Annotated in this window: 4 protein-coding genes and 1 pseudogene; 2 read left to right on the top strand and 3 right to left on the bottom strand. The window is 36.6% G+C overall.

Annotated elements, in window-relative coordinates:
* A partial coding sequence (locus FTT77_RS16905) for a replication initiation protein (protein ID WP_180182532.1) occupies positions 1 to 762 on the bottom strand: 762 nt, incomplete at its 3' end.
* A 964-nt stretch (positions 763 to 1,726) separates the two neighbouring features.
* Between FTT77_RS16905 and FTT77_RS16910 the strand changes: the two genes are divergently transcribed.
* Positions 1,727 to 2,008: a RepB family protein gene (locus tag FTT77_RS16910; protein WP_120366357.1), complete on the top strand. Its 282-nt coding sequence runs from the start codon at positions 1,727 to 1,729 to the stop codon at positions 2,006 to 2,008.
* A 45-nt stretch (positions 2,009 to 2,053) separates the two neighbouring features.
* On the opposite strand, the gene FTT77_RS16915 is transcribed toward FTT77_RS16910, so the two are convergent.
* Positions 2,054 to 3,490, bottom strand: a complete 1,437-nt coding sequence (locus tag FTT77_RS16915) for a MobA/MobL family protein (RefSeq protein WP_130169016.1) — start codon at positions 3,488 to 3,490, stop codon at positions 2,054 to 2,056.
* 174 nt (positions 3,491 to 3,664) lie between these two features.
* Here FTT77_RS16915 and FTT77_RS16920 point away from each other — a divergent pair, with 174 nt between their 5' ends.
* Positions 3,665 to 4,450 (top strand): hypothetical protein, encoded by a 786-nt coding sequence (locus FTT77_RS16920; protein WP_120366355.1) that lies wholly within the window; start codon positions 3,665 to 3,667, stop codon positions 4,448 to 4,450.
* 294 nt (positions 4,451 to 4,744) lie between these two features.
* Here the strand turns inward: FTT77_RS16920 and FTT77_RS16925 are convergent.
* Positions 4,745 to 5,057: pseudogene (locus FTT77_RS16925) on the bottom strand (replication initiation protein); the annotation flags it as partial.

Raw genomic sequence — 5,057 nt, forward strand, 5'->3', positions numbered from 1 at the left:
ATCGGACATATTGCAGAACATATCTACCGTTTTTGGATCTCGTTCAGGTGTAGTTAATTTTGGCTTTGGTTTCTCTTTGACAATGAACTTAAAGCCGACAACAGAACGCCCTTGTTTAATGTTTTCATAAGTTAGATCAATATCTGTATTAGCTGTAATCTCTTCCAGTGAAGGATGTATGACACGATCTTTCAGGTTGCCAATACGTCTATATGAGTCAGGTAATTCAAGTTGTTCGAATAGTTCATCTAGACTTATTTGAAAGCCTCCCATCATTTGGTGCTTTTTAGCTAAATGATAAAGGTCTAGTGAATAATCTTTTTTAAGTCGTAATACGACCTCTTTTTTATATTTTGTATACGGGTTTAGAGCATCAAATTCTCTAAGCAACAATAGCACTTCATCAGTGAAATACAGCTCTGTACCACCTTGCCCAACCTTATAAATAACCTTATTGAGCCAACGCATTTTTATTCGATCACCATTTTCAGCAGTATAGCCAAAGAAGCGAGTAAACAAGCGATCAGATGCTGTTTCTAGAGCCGTGTATGCTGTTGAGAGATCAATGCCACACTCATGAGCGAACTCACTTGAAGAGATAAAAACAGGGTCGTTGCTAGATACTTGAGTTGTTCTTGCTAACGGTGTAGCCATTATGAACAAGCGTTTCTCATCAAGTGACATCCCTCTAAAACACTCAGCAACTCTGTTTTGCAATACAACCCAATCTTTGGGGTAATGTTTTTTTATATCCAATCCCATAATTATTCTACATTGTTCGTGTTGGTAGTTTTATATATTAATCTACACACATATACAAGTAGTTTAATACTTGGCGTTTGTAGTTTTTAAACTTGGCGTTTGTAGTTTTAAAGGAGCATTTAACTTGGCGTTTGTAGTTTAATACTTGGCGTTTGTAGTTTTTTAAAGTCTAAAACCCTTGCCTAGCATGGTTTAGGAGGGGGGCTAAAAGCTTTTAAAAGCTTCTTAAAAGAATAAAAGGAGAAGCAAAGTCAAAATCAAAAGCTATGGCACTCGCTTCGCTCGTGTCGTTTCAAGAGCAAAAGCAAAGTCAAAAGCATTGATAATGCATTCGCTGCGCTCATGCTTTTGTAAAAGCAAAAGCTCCAAAGTTCGCACCCTTCGGGATGCTCTGTACTTCCCGAAAATAAGGCTACTGGGAGCTTGTAATCAGTGAAAAGGCATTGCGAGAATTTTGATTTTGACAGTTCGCTCGTAGACACTCGCTCTGTAAATTGCTGTTATTGTTTAGATATTTTTAACATTGCACGTATTTTTTAAACTTTAAGATTAATAAATAATTTGAATTTTCACATTGTTTCTAATTTTAGTATCTCAAATTGATCATAAATATAGCTCTATTTTGCGCTGATTTGCGTTTTAAGCGACTTTTGATGTGTCGCAGTACTTTTGTATGTCTGTCATCTGTTTCGTTGAATACAGCGCATTTTGTGCGATTTTTTGAAGTTGCGATTTTTTGAAGTTGCGATTATCTTGTTACACGGTAATATTTTTTATAAAAAAATCAAAATTTAGATGTTATACGGTAACTATTAAAAGTTACATGGTAACTATTTAGCGTTACAGGTAACAATATGGTTATCGGGTAACGCTATTTTTATAAATCTGTATTCATATTTAATTACCGTGTAACGTGAATTTATGCTATGCTTTGATGGTTGAATAATAAAATTGGAATTATGCAATGAAAGATGCAAATGATAAAAAGACGATTGATATGTTAAAGCCTGCCCCACTCACGAATTCTGAACGACAAAAAGCGTATAGAGAAAGACGTAAGAGTGATGCAAGTCAACGCTTAGACGTATATTTAGATAAGTCTGTATCAGACCAGTTGGCTGATATTGTTGGAGCAGTAGGGGGGAGTCAAAAGGACGTTTTGACACGTCTGATTGATAAAGAATATAAGCGTTTATATGCTGTTAAAAACAGTAGATTAAAGAAGTATATTGAAAGCAAGGGATAAGTACTTGATTTGATAAAGCCCCAAAAATGTGGCTTTATTTTTATACTAAAAATCGGGGCGTGGTGAGTTGTCAATTTCTTTGTCAATTTCACGATTATTTTTGCTATTTTCTTGCTGATTTTTAACAGTGCTTTCTTGTCGATCTAGCAAGTCGTTGCTATTGCATGTAGCTAAATCATCAAGCCAGTTTTGCACAAATTCCCGATCTAATTTGAGTAAGTTCCTTTCATGTTGATCTCTAATATATCCTTTATTTTCAAATATTTGGTATGTTTTAAGGTCGTTTGAAAGGGCTGTGATGCTTGCTTGAATTGTTGGTTCATTTGCTTCGTTTTTGAGTACATCAATAATTGCATATTGTTTTTGCTTTATTGCTTCAATGTACTCTCGAATATTATGTTGTGGTTTATCTTCAATAGCTGATAACTCTAAAACCCTCGCAATTAAAGGCGTTTGCGGTAATTCTTGGAAGTATTTGCATGCTTCTAATGCGCTACATCGCTGTGATTCACTAGCTGTACGCATGATTTCTGCTCTTGATGCGCTTTGATCTGCTGCAAGTCGAGCTTTGGTTTCTAAATAATAGTGCTCATATAGCTGATAGTTGTTGTATTCACGCAAGTCATTGACTTCATTGATCGCTCGCTCACGTTCAGCAAGCTTTGCTTGATATGCAGCGTTTTTGTCTTTGTCTCTAAACGTCAGGTCGGGGTCAAGACGTAACAAGGATTTTGGAATCATTGGCACTGGCTTTAAGTTCGTGCCGTGGATACGGTTGTAATCTTCGTGATGTAGGCAGGACACTGTGTTCGGCACTTCAACATCAATGCCTTTGATGTTTACAATTTTAGTCGGTGCGTACTTCTCAAGATGCTCATTAATAATAACTTCTGTATCGACACGCATTTCATTGATGATCGTTTTGCCTTTTCCTCTGACGTCTGGAGTAATTTTTTGCGCTCCGCCACTTGCAGGGTCTTTGTCGTTGTAGCGACTGAAAAACTGTTCAGCAGTTCTGTTGTGTTCATCGACCGATCTTTCACAATACATGATATGCAAGTGCGGTTGATCTTGTCCGCCGATCTCTCCAGTGTGGTTGTGAATTGCAGCAGTGTACGGAAAGTTAAACTCTTCCGTGAATTTTTTAATGAGTGCTTCGGCTAGTTCGATTCGTTGCTGAACCGTTAGCTCTTTCGGCAATGCGATAACTTGGCTTGCAGCAGTGCGCGCATTTTTTCGCTCGTAGTTGTGAGTAGCTTCCCAAAACAGGTCAGGACGCTTTTCGGCAAAGCTGGGCATGTTGCCACTTTTCACAAACTCAACTTTTTCGTGAAGATTATCTTTGTGATTTTTATAGTGAGCAGTTCGAGTAATGTAGTGAAACCGGTTTTTGCATGACGGGGCTTTTTTGACTTTTGTGCCGGTTTTGCTTTTGACTTTTGTTGTGCCTTTGCCGGTATATGCATAGTCGAAATAATACATTTTCTTACACCCCCGTTTTGTGCCGGTTTTGCTTTTGCCCCGCAGGGCGAGAAGGAGAGTTTCTAATTCAAATTAATTGCGTAGTAATTAATTTGAATTAGAAACACGTAGACGAGCAAAACATTAAATAAATTACTCACGTAATTTAGTTTAATTTTTGTTGCGTGACAATGTATGATGGAAAAACTAAATTTTTATTGTGGTGGTGGCTTCTCTATGGCGACTCGTGGACGACCTGCACGAATATTTTATGATTCTGATTTAGGTAAAATAGTTCGTTTTGCAATGCGTATGGAATTTCGGACTAAAGCACAACAAAAACTTTGTGATGCAGAAAATCATAGTCCCATCACTACGTTTCATACTGCTGTTGATAATGAGTTGTTGACGCTAGTAAAAACTGTAGATCGTGAAAGAACTACGTATAGAAGAAATGCTGAGTTGTACAAAATTATTCAACATAAATCGACAACGACTGTCCAATTAACACACTTAGAAAAAGAAATTTTAGGCTATGACTGGAAAGATCGAGACGGTTTTTTTAATTGTCAAAATGCTTTAACGACATACGCCAAACTTGAAAAAATTGCTAAATCTGAAATTGAACGTGCAGAAAGTCAGAAACGGCAAGAAGCGATAAAAAAGACACTAGAACAGCAAACTGACGGACAAAAGCGCAGAAAAGAAAATGAACGAAGAAAGTATTTTTTAGGTGGTGTTGTTCTTAAATATAGCCAGTTTTTGAAAGACAATTATCTATTCGGTCCGCAAGATACAGAAGAAGCGATTTTACAGCATTTACTTGAAGATTTTATTGTTTGCAACTACTTGTCAGACGTAACAAATGATGATGAAAATAAAGCAAATAATGTAAGAAATTCTATTAAAAATAAACGCTCTGAGATAATAGAGAAAATAAGAAACGTTGCTAAAGAGATTGAAAATGATAAACGCAGATGACAGTTGAATCAGTTGTTATAAAGCAGTTTTTTTGCTCTCAGAATTCTATTTTCTAAACCCTCTATGCTTTTCTGAAGTCGCGGACTATATGCTTTTTTTTGAAGATCAGAAAATTCTTTAAGCTCTGTTTCGAGCTGCTCAATTTTTTGTTGAAGCAGAATTTCTTTTTCAAATTTTGTTATGTCTTTTTCATATATCATTTTGATTTTAAAATCCTTTATGTACTAAACATAGATGCCTAATACCAATATCCTTTCGCTTGCCCTGGGCAAGCGAGGTTATTGGTATTGGGCATCATTTGAAATCAGTTTTGCTGTGTAATGCTTTAAAGATTCGTTTTGCTGTTTCTTCTCTCACACTCTTCGGATCTCGCAAAATTCCTGCAATCCATAAGGCGAATGTTGGATAGTCTGGGAAGTTACTGAGGTCTGAAAGTTCAGAAAGTTTTGAAAGGACAGCGCTGTATTTATTAATTTGGGCATCGGACATATTGCAGAACATATCTACCGTTTTTGGATCTCGTTCAGGTGTAGTTAATTTTGGCTTTGGTTTCTCTTTGACAATGAACTTAAAGCCGACAACAGAACGCCCTTGTTTAATGTTTTCA

This window comes from Acinetobacter sp. YH01010 (genome assembly GCF_013420775.1).
Lineage (GTDB): Bacteria > Pseudomonadota > Gammaproteobacteria > Pseudomonadales > Moraxellaceae > Acinetobacter > Acinetobacter amyesii.